Below are 16,622 nucleotides of genomic sequence, written 5' to 3'. Positions count from 1 at the left end.
GCTTTTTAATGAAGAAATTTCTTTATTCTTTAAAAACAGACTTGAGGTTTGAAGAGCCCGTCAATAACCATACGTTTTTGCTGCGGGCTTCTCCTTTGGTAGTACCTTCACAAGAGCCGATGCGAGTCAGTCTCTCTTGCTCGCCTGCTTGCGGACTGGGAGTCTATAAAGACGCTTTCGGTAATTTAGTCCATCAAGGTTACCTAGAACACGGACATGACTCCTTCACTTTTTGTTCGACGGGTGAGGTCCTGATTGATGTTTCAAAGAAAGACTATTCAGAGCCTGCCCCTTACTATTTATCTCATACTCCGCTCACTCGGTTAGAGGGAGCGCTGGCCGAGTACTTCTTGGAATTTAAGACAACAGGTTCGGCTGATCAGGTGACGGATTATTGGGTTTCAAGAATTTCCTGCGACTTCAGGTATCAAAAAGGAGTTACCACAACTTCCACGACGGCATCAGAGGCCTGGGAAATCGGTGAGGGAGTCTGTCAAGACTATTCTCATATTTTGCTTAGCGTTTTGCGTGCTCAGGGTGTCCCATGCCGGTATATCGCAGGTCTGCTGCAAGGAGAGGGCGCAACTCACGCTTGGGTAGAATACTTTAATGGTGAGTACTGGGTGGGCGTTGATCCTACACACAATACAATTTGCAACGATCGTTATATGAAGATTTCTCAGGGAATTGATTTTTCTTCCTGTTCTCTGGAGAAAGGAGTGTTCCTTGGCGGGGGAGCACAAGTCATGCTTACTAAGTCAGGATTGGTCGAGCTTTAATAAAATGATAGAAGAAGTTTTGTCATTGAGTCTTCCGGTCGGAGAAAGACTGGTTATCAAGAAGAACAGACATCTTCCGAAAGGACTTAAGCCACACAACCTTGAAGGGTTGAAAAGGCTCTGCGTTGTTTCCGGAATTCATGGGGATGAGCTGGAAGGTCAATACATTTGCTACGAATTAAATCGCCGTTTGCAAGAGCATCCGGAATGCCTCAATGGTATTGTGGACGTATACCCGGCTTTAAATCCAATGGGTGTCGATACTTTGCAGCGCGGAGTTCCCTTCTTTGATTTGGATATGAACCGTATCTTTCCGGGCAATGCTAACGGAGCTGTCGAAGAATGGATCGCTAGTGAACTTATTAAGGAGTTCAGCACCTCCGATTTTGCAATTGATATTCACGCGAGCAATCTTTTCCTACGCGAAATTCCGCAGGTTCGGGTCAATATTAATTCTGCCGAAGATTTGGTTGAATACGCCGAAATGCTTGATGTGGATTTTGTTTGGATTCATCAAGCTTCTACGGTTCTTGAGTCGACCTTGGCATACAGCTTAAATTCAATCGGAGTCAAAACCCTTGTCGTTGAAGCAGGCGTAGGAATGAGGATTACCGTCGATTACTGCGAAAGATTAGTCAACGGAATTTTGAATCTTCTCAAAAATGAAGGAATGTGGACCGGTCCTGTGGATCCGGTCCGTAAGCCGATCGTTTCTGCTGACCGCTCCGTATCATTTATTAATGCAGAGACTTCCGGCGTTTTTGTTCCTACTACACGCCATAGTTCTCAGGTGGTTCCGGGCGAAATAATCGGCCGTATTCTTGACCCGTTTGAAGGGAAGGTTAAAGAAGAATGCGTCTCTGCTGTAAAAGGGCTTTTATTTACCCTAAGAGAATATCCGATTGTTAACGAAGGCTCGCTTATCGCCAGAATTCTGGAGGAACAAAAATGAGAGAAGAAATTCTGTTTCGAATGAATTCTACTTACCGGGAGCCTTTTGAAATTAAGGCCTATCATTTCGGCGAAACCGGGAAAACCGTTTGTGTGATCGGAAATTTGCGCGGTAATGAAATTCAGCAGATGTATACCGCTGCAGCATTGGTTAAAAGGCTGAAAAGAATTGAAGAGCAGGGACTTTTCAGAAGAAATTACGGTGTGACCGTCGTTCCGACAGCAAATACTTATTCCGTCAACATCGGGAAGAGATTCTGGGCGATGGATAATTCCGACATTAACCGCATGTTTCCCGGATACAACCGAGGCGAGACAACTCAACGAATCGCTGCGGGTTTATTCGAAAAAATTCAAGGCTATAAATACGGCATTCATTTGTCTTCCTGCTATATATCAGGTGATTACGTCACTCATCTGCGCATTGTCAAGACACCATACCAAGAGGCCGGAGAAGCGCAGCTCTTCGGGCTGCCGTTTATCGTCTTTAGAAAACCGATTCCTTTCGATACAACGACTCTTAACTTTAACTGGCAGGTTTGGGATACCAAAACTTTTTCTTTGATTTCCCGTTACACGGATAAAGTCAATGTCAAAGACTCTGAGCTTGAAGTCGCATCCATTCTGCGATTTTTATCAAGAATGGGCATCATTGATTACAGTATCTACGGCGGTTTTGAATCCACGATTTTCTACGAAGAAGAATTAAAAACCGTGCGCGCCGAAGCACCCGGAATCTTCTTGCCGAAAGTAGATGTGTTTGATGAGGTCTTAGCCGGTCAGGAGCTTGCACAAATCACAGATGCTCAGACCGGGGAGGTTTTGAGTTCAGTTAGAGCCGAGGAGGACGGCATTCTCTTCTACCGCAAATCTGAACCGCTCGTGATGGAACATGAAGAAATCTTTATGATTGTGCCTAAACTTCATCGTTGAGATTTTTTGAATGACGGCAGATACGTATCAAGTCCCGGATTTAGCTCCGGGAACTTTTCATAGAACAGAACAAATCATAAAGAAAAGCAGGTTCATCACCTCGGTTGCTCACACGAAGACGCCGGAAGAAGCCAAGCGGTTTATTGAAAAAATCAGACAAGAGTTCGCGGATGCCACTCATAACTGCTGGGCCTTTAATGCAAGCGCAGCAGGATCTACCGCGCAAATCGGCGCCAGCGATGACGGAGAGCCTCACGGGACGGCCGGCAAGCCTATGCTAACGGTGTTAATACACTGCGAAATCGGCGAACTAACCGCGGTGGTAACACGTTACTTCGGAGGAACGCTGTTGGGCACGGGAGGGCTTGTTAAAGCCTATCAATCGAGCGTTCGGCAAGCGTTGGAGACGCTTCCTACTTGCGAAAAAGTGATCGTTCGCTCCCTCAAGGTGACGGTGGAGCACAAGTTCCTTACTTTAATTTTACGGGCACTTCCGGAATTCAGAGGGACCATTAGGTGCCAAGAGTTCGGAATGGACGTCATGCTCGAGATAGAGATGCCCGAACAGGAGATAGAAAAATTTTCCTCCAAGCTCACTAACATGACTTCCGGGGCCGTGTTAATAGAGTTGGAGGAAGAGCCAACGGCTGACTAGGTCAGATTCGTGCGGATTCCTGCACCTTTAATTTGATGTATTGAATTTAGGTCAAATTCAATAGACAGAGGCTCGGCGGTCTTGAGAGCAAAATCCTCAGAGAACATTCCTACCATCTTTCCTTGCTGATTCAGTTTAGAAACCGCGGCTAAAAGATACTGTTGGTTTCTAACATCGCTGGAGATAGCTGATTTCCCGATAAAAACAAGGTCGGCGTTTCTTAACTGCCCAATCATTTGAGTAAAGCCCAAAGATAAGGACAAAGACACTAAATAAGTTTCTTCCGATGTCATTTTCTCAAAGGAGACCGGCTGTTCTCTCTTGTATTCATCGACAAGCAGAAGTTTTAAAGGATCCGAACGATCAATGGATAAGCTGTATCTCGGATTCAAGAAAGCAAGCTGCTTGTTCGAGAAGTCGAGCAGAATGTCAAAAGCAATCGGGTAAAGGAAAGAGTGATTTCGATTATTAGCAGGAGAGGCTAACAGAAGGGAAAAGTCCTCCCAGCGCAAGCTCTCGTTTTCTCTCTTTCTTTGTTCTTGGCTTTCTCTTTCGTATCTTTGCTTTGTGTAGAGGTTGTGTTCAATTTCCTCGGAAATTTCGCTTTCTCTGAGTAGGGAAACCTGGAGTTCAGCTTCATTCTTCTCTAAGCTTTCACGAAGTTTAGACAAAGACTGAGAGGTCAAATTCTGTGCTGAGAGGCTATCGATTTCCTGCGTTAAAGCTTCTTTTCTGCCGTAAAGATCTTGAGAACGGACAGTAAGATCATCGCTCTGCTTCTGAAGTTCTTCTTTTTGCTGTGCCGTAATCTTTGAAGCAGTAAATTGAGCTTCCGAAACAAATCCTGCTTCCTTGAGTTTGGTTTCAAATTCGGCTTGCTTTTTCTCGATTGTCTCAACGAGGTCTTGATAAACCTTTTCTGTTGTCAAGCCGTTGCTTTCTTCAGATTGAAATTCATCTTCTCTTTGATGAAACAATTCCTCCGCTTCTCGATAGGCGAGCTGAACTTGTTCAAGTTCTTCTCTGGCAGACGCTTCGAACTCTTGAGAAGTAGAACTTCCTAGAAGATCTTGTTTTTCTTTGAGCAGTTTCTTTTCTTCGCTGTCGTGGCGTGCAATTTCAGTTTCAATGGCTGAAATTTTGTTTTTAAGCGTATTGATTTCGTTTTGGCTTTCTTGCTGGCTCAAAGAAATTTCTTCAATTTTAGCTTCAACGATTTGCAGGTCATTTGTTGAATCCACATAGGTTTCTCTACGTTTAACCAAGATGACGAATTGCTGTTTGATTGAAGCAATGGAAGAAACCTTAATACCGAAGCGTAAATAGAATCTTTCCAGTTCTTTAAAGAGCTCTTCTTGCTTAGAAGTAAGCAGAGATTCCCGAACATTTGTTTGCTGAAGCAAATTAGAAATGTCGATGATGTCCATCTTTCTTTTTTCAGTTCGTTCAGTCAGCTCTTTGATGCTTGCTTGGACCTTGCCGAGTTTAATTAAAAGTTCGGAACCTGCCTGTTTGAAAGTCTGAATCTGTTCGATCTTGCTGCTGAGATCTTCTCTTTTGTTCGCAATAAATGTCTTTTTCTGTTTGATGATTTGCGTCCAAGTAATCGGCTTCTTTTCCTTCAAACCGTTTAATTCCAGTTGAGAGGACAGGCCGAGTATGCGGCTTTTAAGATCTTCAACAGAAGCATTGAGCTGTTGAATCAAAAGACCGGAGTTCTCGATAGCCTTAGACAACGTATCGTATTTGTTTTGAGCTTCAGCCAGGGACAATGCTGCCTTTCTGGCTTCTTCTTTTGCCTCTTTGAGCTTTTCTTCTGCATTGAAAGAGAAGGGGATGGAAGAGGCATACGGATGATGAATCGCACCGCAAAGCGGGCACGGTTTCCCGTTTTCCAGTTCTTTTCTTTGAGGCTCTAAAATCTTTACTTTCTGCTGAAAAAGTAAAATCGTCTCCGAATCCGCAACGAGGGCTTGCTTATCCTTATAAGTTTGAATGGAACCGTTCAAAATTACGGAAGCAACTTTGCTTTCGTATGTATTTTTGTTAAGTGTCTCTTTTTCTGCGTTAAGTCTTTCGAAATGGTCGATAAGTTCTTCATTGAGCACTTCGAGAGAACTGAGTCCTTCTAATTTTTTGTCGTAGACCTGCAGATCTTGAATCAGCGTATCCTCCGTAAGATTGCCGAGTCCTTTGCTGATATGGCGGTTTTTAGCCGCAATATCGCCTTGAAGGACAAGTTCTTCTTTTTTCAGCGCAGCAAGGAGAGACTCATTCTCCTGCGTATCCAAACGGGCTTTTTCTAGCTCGCGTTGATAGGATTTCTGGGCTTTGGCGACCTCTTCTTTTTCAAAAGAATAGGAATCAAAGGCTTCGATTTTATTCTGGTAATCAAAAAGTTCGTTCTTTAGCTTCTCATCTCCGCCGCAGTCCGAAATTTTCTTTACCAACTGCTGTTGTTTGTTTTTCTCCAGCGCCAAGCTTTCCTTGAAAGAGGTCAATGCGGATGATGCATTTTTGAGCTTCTCCGACTCGTCGGTCAGAAGGTTACGGCCTTTTTCTGCCAGAGATTTGTATTGAGCAGCCTGCTGGCCTAGCTCCGATGCCTTTTGAGCTATGGCATGTTTAGAGTTATAGATTCCTTCGGCATTCCTAAGCAGTTTTTCTTTTTCCTGAAGGTTCTGCCGTGCGTTCTTAACACGTTCGCTGCAATGAGAAACCTTTGTTTTGACTTCGTCGAAAGCTTTCTTTTGTTTACTGACAAGCTCCCGCAAATTTTTAACGGCAATAAATTCCGAAGTTAAATTTTCAGCACGGACAGCTTTTTCAAGAACCGGTTTTTTTATATCAAAGCGAGCAACATCTGCTTTAAGAAGGCTTTCTTCCTTGAGAAGTCTTTGGAGCTCTTCTTTCAGGGAGTCTAATTTCTGCAGCCAAGAAATGGCTTGAGCATTGTCGTTAATGGAGCTCTTTAAGGCCATTATCGACTGTTTCAGATTTGCCAGTTGAGATGTCAGCTGATTCTCTTTTTCCGGCGGAAGGATTTCAAAAGCATTGAGCATTCTGCGGGAAACGTCCGCTGCAATTCTTTTTTGTTTTGCAACTTCTTTAGTCAAGACCGGCAGGTTGTCCAAGCCGAACTGTCCGAATACTTTGGATAAAGCACTTTCTCTTGCTGCATGATCTCCTCCAAGGAGGGGAGAGAAATTTCTCAGATCCAGGAATACGAGTTTGTTAAAAGCCTCCGGTGTAAGTTCTAGGAGAGAAGATACGGAATTAGAGACTGTTTGAAGATTGTCATCTACGAGCTCGTTGTTTTCGTTTCGAAGTTCTCGGTAAATTGAATGACCGGCGGCAGTGGGCACAGCCTTCCAAGAGGCGTTGTACTTTACGCCGCTGCATGTAAAGGTAACTTCAGCGGCGGCAGGACCGGTTTTGTCAGAGGAGAGCGAAATTTCCGAAGTCTTTCCTTCCTCAAAAAAAGTTTTTCCGAAGAGGCTTAGAGAAATGGCGTCTAAAATAATTTTCCCTGACCCGCCTTGTTTTTCCAAAATAGAGAATGTTTTAGATTGCGAAAAGTCTGCCGAATCAAAATTTATTGAATACGATCCGGAGAAAGGGGAGAGGTTTTCAAATCTTAAAGATAAAATTTTCATTTCTTTGAGGCCAAAAAGCCTGACTTCTAAAACGAAAATTAATTATAGCTAGATTGAAATTCTTCTTTGCCGAGGTCAGAGGGAAGGCTCTAAAAAATAGATAAAGGAGTAACCCATTGCAACAAAGATAATGGAAAGAAACGTCCACATGATGGTGAGGACACGTGTTGTTTCCAAAAGCTTTTCTCGTTGTGTCGGAGTGGTCTGAGGATTGAGCAGCAGCTTGGCGAATCGGCTGTTGAAACTCCCCCAGAAACCGCCTATTAGGGTAGGAATGATTCCCCATAGCCAAGAAGAATCGGAGTATCCGATAAGGAAACCCGATCCGATGAGAAAAATAAGCAGACAGACGTAAGACAACATAGGCTGAGAGCTAAAGGCTGTTTCCGGGAAAACAGCCTTAGGTTACTTATTGATTAGTTCTTAAGATCGTCAGGAACTTTTCCGCCGTTTTCGGCAAGCTGTTTCATAACTTCTTTATGAAGCCAAACGTTCATCTGAGAATAGTCACCGCCGATTAAGTCTTTCGGGCAGTTGAGTTCTTCCGCAAGAGCTTTACGGTGGGCTAAAGAAGAGTCAAGACCTAATAATTTGAGCAAATCGACAATGGAGCTCTTCCAGTTTAATTTTTCCGGATTCTTGGCGGCTAATGCTTCGCAGACTGCAACAACATCAACTTCTTGATTCGGGGTTTCTGTAACAGCTGCGGCTTCTACAACTGCCGGTTCTTGTGCCGGTGCTGGGGCAGCATCAGAAGTAGGAGCGGGAGCTTCTGCCGCCTGGGCTTCTGATCCAAGAACAGCATCTGCAGCTTTCTTCTTCATGAAACCAAGTTTTTCCATGATTGTGCCAAAGATACTCATAACTACTCCTCAAAAATGAATAAATATTATGAAACATAATAAGTTAAAAGGTCCTGCGGGAAGGGAAGCAGTGCCCGTTTCAAGATACTTGAAGAACAGTTTGAATAATAAGGAAAATATTCTTCTGAGAAGCAAGCAGTCTCTGTTTTGCTTAAGGAAACAGCCGGTAAGTATCGGCATAATAAGGGAAGGAACAAATGAAAAACGGCCGAAAAGCAAAAGCTTTTCCAGCCGTTTTTCGACCTCAGACATGGGGCGCCCGAGGAATGGATTCTTATTCTTCTTTGTAGTCTTTGATGCCGAACAGTTTAGCTAATTCAGCTGTGGTCAGGTTTTCATCAAAAGGCAGATACTTGCCGTCAGTTGTTTTGAACACGCCGTAAGGAACGGCTCTGCAACCCACTCTTCTATGAATCTTGGTATTTGTCCAAACTTTATTTCTTACGTTTTCCGGTAGCTTGGAAATGTCGTAACGGATGCCGCGGAAGTCAGGATCTTTGAAGTGCTCATGCTGCTGCTCGAAAACTTTGTAAGGATCCGGGCTAGTCAAGATAGTTGTTGCCTGCGGCTCAGAGTGGATGTTTAGATAAGAGATTGGATAGTAAATAACGTGAATGTATTTCTCAAGCGGTTTAATTCTCTTTTGCAGCGTCATGCAATCCGGGCATTGAGTATCAAAAGCGACTAATGCCAGAGGTTTTCCTTCACCGTTCGGAGAAGAAAAGCCCGTGCCGTCTTTAAGGAAAGAATCCCACATTTTTTGACCATCCCAAATGACGGGAACTTTGGCCGGGGAGGCGAAAGAAGCTACAGGAAGGGCGGCAGCTGCAACGGCTGCTGATGCGGCAAGGAATGAGCGCCGAGAGAAGTTTTTCATAAAGCACCGTAGAAAATAGAAATATTCAATTTGGAATATAGAGCTTAAATCTTTCCCAAAGCTTAATAAAAAGGCCGCTCGAAAGCGGCCAAAAGTGCATCTAAGAAGATTTATTTTTTGTTGAAACTATCTTTAAGAGGTACTGATAAATTAAACACTAAATTGTCAGGTGTAAAGTCTTTTTGATCTGCAACATAGTATCCATTTCTTTCAAACTGGAATTTGTCTTCCGGTTTGGCGTTCTTCAAAGAAGTTTCTACGTAAGACTTCAGAACGGTCTTGCTGTCCGGTGTAAGGAGTTCGCGGAAATCTTTGCCGCCTTCGTCCGGGTGTTCCAAGGAGAAGAGCCTGTCGTAGAGACGGATCTCTGCAGGCAAAGAGTCTTTCTGAGAAAGCCAGTGAATAGCAGCTTTGGTTTTGATGTTATTTGCACCTTCGGAACCGCTCTTGGTTTCCGGATAGTATTTAGCGTGAACAGCAATAATCTTGCCGTTTTCGTCACGGTCAACGTGGGTGGCTTCAATCACGTAAGCGTGGCGGAGTCTGACAGGAGCTGCCGGCTTTTCTTCAGTAGCCAAAGTCAGTCTGCGGTAACCCTTCGGCGGATTTTCAGAGAAGTCGTCCTCCTCAATCCATAATTCCTTGGAGAAGCCTAATGTTCTGGAACCGCGTTCAGGATACTGCGGATGGTTGGGTGTTTCGATTTGCTCGATCTGTTCTTCCGGATAATTGTCAATGATGAGCTTCAGAGGTTTCTGAACAGCGATTCTTCTATCTGCGGAAGAATCAAGAACTTCCCTGAGGCAGCCCTCGAGAACGGAATAATCGATCCAGCCGCCGGTCTGTTTGGACACGCCGATACGGTCACAGAAAAGCTGCATGGCTTCTGCGGTGTATCCGCGTCTTCTCAATCCAACTAAAGTCGGCATTCTTGGGTCGTCCCAACCGTCAACTAATCCTTCTTTTACCAAGGCAATGAGTTTTCTCTTACTCATTACCACGTAAGTCAGATTCAGACGATTGAATTCATACTGATGCGGCAGGAGGAAATAGTTAGGTTTAACAACCGCGCTTAAGACATCTGAAAGCAGCGGCGTGAAGTGTTCCGGAGCCTTAGCAATTTTATCGATCACTTCGCTGCCGAGTACCGCGTCATATTCGGCAGGTTCTGCTGCTAATTTTTCTTTAATCTGATTAAGAAGGGCAAGGACTTCCTGCTCTTCTTTGTTCTGACCTAGCTTCCATTTGAATTTGACGGCAGCTTTGACGAATTTTTCTTTCTTTTCTTCCGGAGCATTAATAAGGTCGCTTAAAAACTCAACGGCCAGTGCAAATAAGGGAGCACGGGTAACCGGAATTGAACGCTCAGTTGCCCAGTTATAGAAGGCTCGCTGATCTTCGAACTCCAGCGTGCAGATAGAGTGAGTAATATTTTCGAGCACGTCTTCCAGAGGATGAGCAAAGGTGTACATCGGATAGATGCACCATTTGTCACCGGTTCTGTGATGGTCTGCAAAGCGGATTCTATATATAGCCGGATCTCGCAAATTTACGTTTCGGGAGGCCATATCAACTTTGCTGCGAAGAACCATGCTTCCTTCGGGATGTTTGCCCTCTCTCATTTCCCGGAATAAACGCAAGTTTTCTTCGACAGGGCGGTCACGGTAGGGAGAGTTTTTGCCGGGGGCATGAAGAGAACCGCGGTTTTCTTTCATTTCCTCTGCGGACTGCTCATCAACGTAGGCATCACCGGTCTTAATAAGATGTTCGGCAATCTCGTACATGTAGTCGAAGTAGTCGGAAGCAAAGTAGAAATTGCATTCCTTATCATCTTTCCAGTTGAACCCGAGCCAATTGACGGAACCAAGAATGGAATCAACGTATTCCTGATCTTCTTTTACAGGGTTCGTATCGTCAAAACGCATATGGCAGCGGCCTTTGAACTCTTTTGCAAGTCCGAAGTTCAAGCAAATGCTTTTGGCATGTCCGATATGCAGATAACCGTTTGGTTCCGGAGGAAAACGGAGTCTGACCTTGGCTTCGTCGACGGGACCTTCCATTTGCTCTGTATAGGTTCCCGGCTTACCGCTCCAGTGTCTAGGATCGTTGGTGCCTTTCTCTAAGTCATCAATGATTATATTTTTAAGAAAGTTGGTAATGTGACTGCTACCAGCCGCAGGTTTCTTATCGGACATATTCTTTTTGTAAAAATAAAGGAACTTAGTCTTTCTATTCTACTTTCTTTTATATGGCCTTAATCGCCGTGGGATGGGAAATAGTAAAGATTCGTCGTTTCAATGCAGAAAAAGGCGTAAAAAAGCCGCCCGGAGGCGGCATTGATGATTAATCTTCTTGGAAAGCGACTTCCCGAGTCTTGTTAATGGCAGGCAGTAGTACCAGCAGGAGCAAAAATAACGCCATCATTAACAGAACCAATGAAATTGGACGCGTCAGGAAAGTTGTGGGATCTCCGCGGGATAACAGCAGAGCTCTTCTGAGGTTTTCTTCCATCATCGGGCCCAGAATAAATCCTAGAATCAGTGGAGCAGGTTCACAGCGAAGTTTGTAGAAGAGATAGCCTAAAGCGCCGCAAATGATGGTGATATACACATCGAAGGGATTGTTGTTGATGGAATAAACGCCGATGCAGCAGAAAGTCAGAATCGCAGGGTAAAGCCAAGAGTAAGGAACTCTCAGAAGCTGAACCCAGATGCCGATCAAAGGAAGATTTAATATGACAAGCATCAGGTTGCCAATCCACATGGAGGCTACAAGCCCCCAGAAGAGAGTGGGGTTCGTCGACATAACCTGGGGTCCCGGCGTGATGTTGTGAATCATCAAAGCGCCGATCATCAATGCCATAGTGGCATTGCTTGGAATACCCAGGGTAAGCATCGGAATAAAGCTGGTTTGGGCCCCTGCATTATTGGCGGATTCGGGCCCGGCTACACCGTTGATGTTGCCTTCTCCGAAAGGAGGTTGTGCATTTTTACCGCCGAGTTTCTTTTCCAACGAGTAAGAAGCAAAAGAGGCCAACAACGCTCCTCCTCCCGGCAGAATGCCGAGGAAAGAACCCAGCAAAGTTCCGCGAGAGATAGAGGGCATGGCTTTTAAAAGTTCTTTTTTAGAAGGCCAGATAGAGCCGACTTTTTCCGTCAAAGATTCTCTGGCTTCGCCTTTCTGCAGGTTCACTATGATTTCAGTAAAGCCGAATAAGCCCATGGAAATCGCCACAAAGTCGATGCCGTCCTGCAACTCAGAGATTCCGAAGTCAAAGCGGAAGGCCCCGGAGTTGACGTCAGCACCGATGATGCCGAGGAGTAAACCGAGAATGATCATGGCAAAGGCTTTTAATATGGAACCGTTAGCCAAAACTACAGCGCCTACAAGGCCTAAAACCATCAAACTGAAATATTCTGCCGGCCCGAACTTAAAAGCCAGTTCTATCAGCGGAGGAGCGAAAGCGGCGACCAAGACGGTAGCAAAACAGCCGGCAATGAAAGAGCCGATAGCGGCAAGACCTAAGGCTGTGCCTGCTTTGCCTTTTCTGGCCATTTGATAGCCGTCTAAGCAAGTGACGACTGAGGCAGACTCGCCGGGAAGGTTAACAAGGATGGCCGTGGTGGAACCGCCGTACTGGGAGCCGTAATAGATACCGGCGAGCATAATGAGAGCTGCCGTCGGATCGAGAGAATAGGTGATTGGCAAAAGCATGGCCAAGGTGGCCACGGGACCAAGCCCCGGAAGTACGCCAATGAGCGTGCCGAGAGTGACGCCGATAAAGCAGTACAGCAGGTTGGTGAGAGAAAAGGCCGTACTGAAGCCAAGTGCCAAATTATTTAATAAATCCATTTGTGCCTCCTACTTACTCAAAAAGGAGGGCCAAATAGGCACGGTTAAATCTAAACCGAGGACGAAAATAAGCCAGACTGCGATGCTTAGAATGATAGAAAGTACGATGCCTTGAACAATTTTGTAGCTTCGGTTGGCAAAAGAAGAAATAAATACCATCACAGCCGTGGCCGGAATTAAACCGGCAGGGCGCAGAAGCAAAGCAAAAATTAATACGGAACCAAGGATGACGAAAACTACACGCCAGTCGAAAGGCCCGATGCCGGTGCCGTCATGAGGAGGAAAGAAAAAAGATTTGAGACTGATGAGCACGCCGAGAAACAGCAAAAAGCCGCCGAGTAGCATGGGAAAGTAACCCGGACCCATGCGTGAGGCGGTTCCGAGCGGGTAATTAGCTACCGCATAAAAACAAAAAAAGGCACCAAAGGCTGAAAATAAAACGCCTGCCCAAAAATCTCTTTGATCTTTAATCATATTTTAAAAATACGGGAGCTAAGCTCCCGTATGTACAGCTAAAAACAACTAGTCAACTTTTGCACCGCTTGCTTCGACGATTTTCTTATATTTTGCCAATTCAGCTTTTACAAAAGCGTCTAGCTCAGCGGGGGTGCCTGGTTTAGCAACCGCACCCATTTTTTCGAATCTCACAGCCATGGCTTGAGACTTGATGGCCTTCACTAAAGCTTGGTTTAGTCTATCTTGGATGGCCTTATCCATATTGGCCGGACCGAAGAAAGCATACCAAGTTGAAATATCGAATCCCGGGACACCGGCTTCTGCCATTGTCGGAACGTTAGGAAGTTCCGGAGCGCGGAACTGGGTAGTTACGGCTAACGGGATAAGTTTTCCTGCTTTAATGTTGGCGGCGGAAGACGCAAGATTATCAAAAATTAAGTCGCATTGTCCGGAGAGCACGCTCATTTGTGCAGCAGCGGCGCCCTTAAACGGGATGTGCATGATCTTCAATCCGGAAGAGCTCTTTAAGAGTTCTCCAGACATATGACCGGCAGATCCGTTGCCGCCGGAAGCGTAGTTGAGAGCATCGGGATTTTTCTTGGCGTAATCAATCAAGCCCTTGAGGTCTTTGATGCCTGTCTTTTGAGAGAATTCCGGAGTAATAACCAATACGTTTGGTGTCTGAGCAACTAATGTAAGCGGTGTGAAGTCTTTGATCGGATCGTAAGGAATCTTGCTGAAGAGGTTGGGGTTGACGGCATGTGTTGCCAATGCGCCCATTACAAAAATCTTTCCGTCCGGTTTTTGTTTAGAGACGTATTCCACGCCGATATTTCCACCTGCGCCCGGTTTGTTTTCAACGATGATGTTTCCTAGATCAGCTCTGACTTCTTCAGCAATAGCACGTGCCGTTACGTCAAGAGGACCTCCGGGAGGGTAAGGAACAACAATGCGGATTGGATCATCGGCCCAGGACACTGAGGGAAGGGCTACCATGGCAGCAGCACTGACGGCTGCGGCACAAAGGCTTCGTCTGGTGAAAGATAATTTTGTCAAAGTCTTCTCCTTAGAATAATTGTCATGAAGTTGTCCGAGGACAGTTTCCAATAACAATTCTAGCCTCAAAGAATCAAATGCTTACAAAACAAGAAGGAAAAATGCAATATACGGGAAATTCTGTAATCCCGGCCGGCTATGTGTTTCAGTATGTCTTAAGAGACATTTTCTAGGATGAGAGCTAAGGGAAAGTCATTCTGACCGGCATTCTTCAGTGAGAATGGCCTTTAGACCCGCGAGGTTGAGAATATGGACTCTCTTCTGATGAATTTCGATGAGATTTGAGTCGGCGAACTTGGATAAAACGCGGCTGACTGTTTCGAGTTTAAGGCCCAAGAAACTGCCGATTTCTCCTCTTGTCATTCTTAGAACGAATTCGGTTCTCGAGTATCCTCTCGCTTCATACCGCTGCGATAAGTCAAGTAAGAAAGATGCGAGTTTTTCGTCAGCGCGAAGAGAACCGAGGGAGAGCAGATTTTTATGCCCGCGGACGACTTCAGCACTTAGAACGCGCAGGAAGTTTTTGTTTAATTGGCTGTTTTTATTGCAGAATTCTTCGAATTTCTGATAAGGAATTACGCAGACCTCAGCATCCTCGATTGCCGTCACATCGCAATAGTGGCTGTTGGAGGAGACGCCGCACAGACCCAGAACTTCCCCGGGCATATAAAACCCCGTGACCTGCTCGGTTCCTTCCGGCGAAGTTACACTGGTTTTAAAAGACCCAATCCTGATGCAGTAAAGGTTTTTAAATGAGTCGGCTTTTCTGAAAAGCTTATCGCCTTTGAAGACTTTTTTTGAATGAGGGATAATGAATTCAAATGCTTTCAGCTCTTCCGAAGCTAGTTTTTTGGGAAGACAAATGTTTCTCAACCCGCAGGTGCCGCAGGAGGGGGAGGAGCATTGTTTAAAATTTTTAAGTCCCATATTTGCAAGCTTGGAATTGAGTTTTGCCGGGGTAAGACGGCTTAAAGAAAGACGACTCGATCGAGTATAAAAGATTTACAGACTATAAGAAACAAGTAATTCTCATTACAAAGGACAGTTGATATGTCAGAAACAAAACAGAACAGCGTTGAGTTGCCGGAGCTCGATATTCTTCAGCGATTTGACGTTCCCGGCCCGCGATACACTTCTTATCCGACAGCCGACAGATTCAAAAAAGAGTTCGGACCGGAAGATTACAAAGAAGTGCTGAAAAACCGCGGAACGGTTTCACCTGATGCGGCTTTGTCTTTGTATGTACATATTCCGTTCTGCTCCAATATTTGCTATTACTGCGGCTGCAACAAAGAGATTACTAAAGATCACTCCCGCTCTGCCCAGTACATCGAAACTTTAGGTAAAGAATGTGATCTTATTAAAGATTCTCTAACAGGTATCGGTACGGTTGAACAACTCCACTTCGGTGGGGGCTCTCCGACCTTCCTGAATAATGAAGAAATCGTTCAAGTGATGGAAACTCTTACCAGCCGTTTCCCGCTTGAAAAGGACGCTGAAATTTCCATTGAAGTTGATCCTCGCTGCTGTGCCCCTGAAAAAGTTGAGGTTTTGGCAAAAGCCGGCTTTAACAGAATGAGTGTCGGTCAACAAGATTTCGATGACAGAGTGCAGATTGCCGTTAACCGCGTCCAGCCTTTTGAAATGACCAAGGCTACGATGGATGCCGCCAGAGCAAACGGCTTTGAATCCATCAATATGGATCTGATTTACGGTCTTCCGTTCCAAAGCGAAAAATCTTTTGCTAAGACGTTAGATAAGGTTCTCGAGCTCTCTCCGGATCGCATTGCACTTTATCACTATGCCCATTTGCCTGAGCACTTCAAGGCTCAAAGACGAATCAACGCTGAAGATTTGCCGAGCACTCCGGAAAAGGTTGCGATTATGCTTGATGCTATTCGCCGCTTGACTTCTAACGGTTATCACTATATCGGCATGGACCACTTTGCGAAAGTCTCCGATCCTTTAGCGCAGGCGCAGGAAAATGGCACTTTGCAGAGAAATTTCCAGGGCTATTCCACTAAGCCGGAGTGCGATATGGTCGCCCTCGGTGTCTCTTCTATCAGCAAGGTCTCCGGCTGCTATGCCGCTAACGCCAGAGATCTTCCAACTTATTACGAAAGAATCAATAACGGCCAGCTTGCTACTATCCGCGGCTATATGCTTGATGCTGACGACAGACTCAGAGCACAGGTCATCATGAACTTGATGTGCCAATTCATGGTCCAAAAAGAAGAGATTGAACAAAAATTCAAAGTTAAGTTTGACGAGTACTTCGCTTTCGAATTGAAGAACCTTCAGCATTTCGCCAATGAAGGTTTGGTTGAACTTTATCCGGATCGCATCGTCGTGACACCGAAAGGAAAACTGTTAGTCAGAGCGGTAGCCATGAACTTCGACAGATATCTCAGAGAAGACGAAAGAGTAAGAAGATACTCTAAGATCGTTTAGAGGATTTTTCAGGATTTCTGACAAAAAGGCGGACTAGAAAGCTAGATCCGCTTTTTTCTCGTATATTCCTAATCCAATTGAAAGTTAACTCAA

At 45.1% G+C, this 16,622-nt stretch carries 14 protein-coding genes; 5 read left to right on the top strand and 9 right to left on the bottom strand.

Annotated features, from left to right (window positions below; translation table 11 throughout):
• The first annotated feature begins 8 nt into the window (after positions 1-8).
• Genes ACYQ4O_RS01855 through ACYQ4O_RS01840 form a run of 4 tightly spaced genes read left to right on the top strand, consistent with a single transcriptional unit; the run spans position 9 to position 3,318 of the window.
• Positions 9-779 (top strand): transglutaminase family protein, encoded by a 771-nt coding sequence (locus tag ACYQ4O_RS01855; RefSeq protein WP_460174556.1) that lies wholly within the window; start codon positions 9-11, stop codon positions 777-779.
• Positions 780-783: 4 nt separating this feature from the next.
• Positions 784-1,731 (top strand): M14 family metallopeptidase, encoded by a 948-nt coding sequence (locus tag ACYQ4O_RS01850; protein WP_460174555.1) that lies wholly within the window; start codon positions 784-786, stop codon positions 1,729-1,731.
• A 20-nt stretch (positions 1,732-1,751) separates the two neighbouring features.
• Entirely contained in the window at positions 1,752-2,663 is a 912-nt protein-coding gene (locus ACYQ4O_RS01845; RefSeq protein ID WP_460174554.1) for a M14 family metallopeptidase, read from the top strand.
• A gap of 10 nt (positions 2,664-2,673) precedes the next feature.
• On the top strand, positions 2,674-3,318 hold the full coding sequence (locus ACYQ4O_RS01840) for a YigZ family protein (RefSeq protein ID WP_460174553.1): 645 nt from the start codon (positions 2,674-2,676) through the stop codon (positions 3,316-3,318).
• On the opposite strand, the gene ACYQ4O_RS01835 is transcribed toward ACYQ4O_RS01840, so the two are convergent.
• The 9 genes from ACYQ4O_RS01835 to ACYQ4O_RS01795 form a co-directional block, all read right to left on the bottom strand.
• Positions 3,315-6,869 carry a sbcc family protein gene (locus tag ACYQ4O_RS01835; protein ID WP_460174552.1) on the bottom strand — a complete coding sequence of 1,185 codons (3,555 nt, stop codon included), beginning with the start codon at positions 6,867-6,869 and terminating at the stop codon, positions 3,315-3,317. The two genes, ACYQ4O_RS01840 and ACYQ4O_RS01835, sit on opposite strands and share 4 nt — an antisense overlap.
• A gap of 180 nt (positions 6,870-7,049) precedes the next feature.
• Entirely contained in the window at positions 7,050-7,337 is a 288-nt protein-coding gene (locus ACYQ4O_RS01830) for a lysine transporter (protein ID WP_308512746.1), read from the bottom strand.
• 53 nt (positions 7,338-7,390) lie between these two features.
• Positions 7,391-7,837 (bottom strand): DUF3597 domain-containing protein, encoded by a 447-nt coding sequence (locus tag ACYQ4O_RS01825; protein WP_308512747.1) that lies wholly within the window; start codon positions 7,835-7,837, stop codon positions 7,391-7,393.
• A gap of 274 nt (positions 7,838-8,111) precedes the next feature.
• The gene (locus ACYQ4O_RS01820) at positions 8,112-8,714 is read right to left on the bottom strand and encodes a thioredoxin fold domain-containing protein (RefSeq protein ID WP_460174551.1); all 603 of its coding nucleotides are present in this window, start codon (positions 8,712-8,714) and stop codon (positions 8,112-8,114) included.
• A 110-nt stretch (positions 8,715-8,824) separates the two neighbouring features.
• A complete protein-coding gene (locus ACYQ4O_RS01815) occupies positions 8,825-10,909 on the bottom strand; it encodes a glutamine--tRNA ligase (RefSeq protein ID WP_460174550.1) in 2,085 nt (694 codons plus the stop codon).
• Positions 10,910-11,057: 148 nt separating this feature from the next.
• A complete protein-coding gene (locus tag ACYQ4O_RS01810; RefSeq protein ID WP_460174549.1) occupies positions 11,058-12,566 on the bottom strand; it encodes a tripartite tricarboxylate transporter permease in 1,509 nt (502 codons plus the stop codon).
• 9 nt (positions 12,567-12,575) lie between these two features.
• The gene (locus ACYQ4O_RS01805; RefSeq protein WP_460174548.1) at positions 12,576-13,040 is read right to left on the bottom strand and encodes a tripartite tricarboxylate transporter TctB family protein; all 465 of its coding nucleotides are present in this window, start codon (positions 13,038-13,040) and stop codon (positions 12,576-12,578) included.
• A 48-nt stretch (positions 13,041-13,088) separates the two neighbouring features.
• Positions 13,089-14,018, bottom strand: coding sequence for a Bug family tripartite tricarboxylate transporter substrate binding protein (locus tag ACYQ4O_RS01800; RefSeq protein WP_460174587.1), 930 nt, complete (start codon positions 14,016-14,018; stop codon positions 13,089-13,091).
• 252 nt (positions 14,019-14,270) lie between these two features.
• On the bottom strand, positions 14,271-15,005 hold the full coding sequence (locus ACYQ4O_RS01795; RefSeq protein WP_308512753.1) for a helix-turn-helix domain-containing protein: 735 nt from the start codon (positions 15,003-15,005) through the stop codon (positions 14,271-14,273).
• Between the two features lie 123 nt (positions 15,006-15,128).
• Between ACYQ4O_RS01795 and hemN the strand changes: the two genes are divergently transcribed.
• Positions 15,129-16,529: an oxygen-independent coproporphyrinogen III oxidase gene (hemN, locus tag ACYQ4O_RS01790; RefSeq protein WP_308512754.1), complete on the top strand. Its 1,401-nt coding sequence runs from the start codon at positions 15,129-15,131 to the stop codon at positions 16,527-16,529.
• Positions 16,530-16,622 lie beyond the last annotated feature (93 nt).

It is taken from the genome of Turicimonas sp. TL08 (assembly GCF_054660695.1).
Note: the sequence above shows the minus strand (reverse complement) of the source record. Positions and strands in the feature narration are given on the sequence as shown.

Excerpts from the sequence above, each read along its gene's own strand:
- ACYQ4O_RS01855 (WP_460174556.1), top strand. The coding sequence starts at position 9 with ATGAAGAAATTTCTTTATTCTTTAAAAACAGACTTGAGGTTTGAAGAG.
- ACYQ4O_RS01850 (WP_460174555.1), top strand. The coding sequence starts at position 784 with ATGATAGAAGAAGTTTTGTCATTGAGTCTTCCGGTCGGAGAAAGACTG.
- ACYQ4O_RS01845 (WP_460174554.1), top strand. The coding sequence starts at position 1,752 with ATGAATTCTACTTACCGGGAGCCTTTTGAAATTAAGGCCTATCATTTC.
- ACYQ4O_RS01840 (WP_460174553.1), top strand. The coding sequence starts at position 2,674 with ATGACGGCAGATACGTATCAAGTCCCGGATTTAGCTCCGGGAACTTTT.
- ACYQ4O_RS01830 (WP_308512746.1), bottom strand. The coding sequence starts at position 7,337 with ATGTTGTCTTACGTCTGTCTGCTTATTTTTCTCATCGGATCGGGTTTC.
- ACYQ4O_RS01825 (WP_308512747.1), bottom strand. The coding sequence starts at position 7,837 with ATGAGTATCTTTGGCACAATCATGGAAAAACTTGGTTTCATGAAGAAG.
- ACYQ4O_RS01820 (WP_460174551.1), bottom strand. The coding sequence starts at position 8,714 with ATGAAAAACTTCTCTCGGCGCTCATTCCTTGCCGCATCAGCAGCCGTT.
- ACYQ4O_RS01815 (WP_460174550.1), bottom strand. The coding sequence starts at position 10,909 with ATGTCCGATAAGAAACCTGCGGCTGGTAGCAGTCACATTACCAACTTT.
- ACYQ4O_RS01810 (WP_460174549.1), bottom strand. The coding sequence starts at position 12,566 with ATGGATTTATTAAATAATTTGGCACTTGGCTTCAGTACGGCCTTTTCT.
- ACYQ4O_RS01805 (WP_460174548.1), bottom strand. The coding sequence starts at position 13,040 with ATGATTAAAGATCAAAGAGATTTTTGGGCAGGCGTTTTATTTTCAGCC.
- ACYQ4O_RS01800 (WP_460174587.1), bottom strand. The coding sequence starts at position 14,018 with ATGGTAGCCCTTCCCTCAGTGTCCTGGGCCGATGATCCAATCCGCATT.
- ACYQ4O_RS01795 (WP_308512753.1), bottom strand. The coding sequence starts at position 15,005 with ATGGGACTTAAAAATTTTAAACAATGCTCCTCCCCCTCCTGCGGCACC.
- hemN (WP_308512754.1), top strand. The coding sequence starts at position 15,129 with ATGTCAGAAACAAAACAGAACAGCGTTGAGTTGCCGGAGCTCGATATT.